We start from the raw sequence: 636 nt of genomic DNA, 5'->3' as shown, positions 1-636 counted from the left end.
GCCGGCCTCGTCTTCCTGATGCTGCAGCGGATCATCGTGCGCCCGGTCCGGCGCCTCGCCCGCAACATCACGGAATTCGCCGACGATCCCCAGGGGAGCGACCGCATCATCACGCCGTCGCGCCGGACCGACGAGATCGGTCACGCGGAGGTGGCGCTCGCCCGCATGGAGACGGCGTTGGCCGGCGAACTGCGCCAGAAGCGCCGCCTCGCCGAACTCGGCCTGTCGGTGAGCAAGATCAACCACGAATTGCGCAACCTCCTGACCACGGCGCAGCTTCTGGGCGACCGGCTGGAATCCGTGTCGGACCCGGCGGTGGAGCGCATCGCCCCCCGCCTCCTCGCCACTCTCGGCCGGGCGATCCGCTTCTGCGAGGAGACGCTGGCGTATGGCCGGGCGAGCGAGGCCGTCCCGCAACGGCGCAAGGTCGAGCTCGCGCCGATCCTGGCCGAGCAATCCGACCTGTCCAGGCTCGACGGCGCGTCACGGGTGACGATTCGCGTGGCCTGCGACGAGAATGTCGAGGTGGAGGTCGATCCCGACCAGTTCTCGCGGGCGCTCACCAACATCGTGCGCAACGCCGTTCAGGCCATCGGTTCGGACAAGGCGCGGCTGCTCGATCCGGTGATCGAGATC

At 69.3% G+C, this 636-nt stretch carries 1 protein-coding gene; it reads left to right on the top strand.

All coding sequences use genetic code 11. The annotated features are described in order from the left end of the window. On the top strand, positions 1-636 hold a 636-nt coding region (locus tag MBTS_RS23460; RefSeq protein WP_483403783.1), incomplete at both ends, for a sensor histidine kinase.

Source organism: Methylobacterium bullatum, from assembly GCF_014845095.1.
In the GTDB taxonomy this organism is placed as follows: Bacteria; Pseudomonadota; Alphaproteobacteria; order Rhizobiales; family Beijerinckiaceae; genus Methylobacterium; species Methylobacterium bullatum.
Note: the sequence above shows the minus strand (reverse complement) of the source record. Positions and strands in the feature narration are given on the sequence as shown.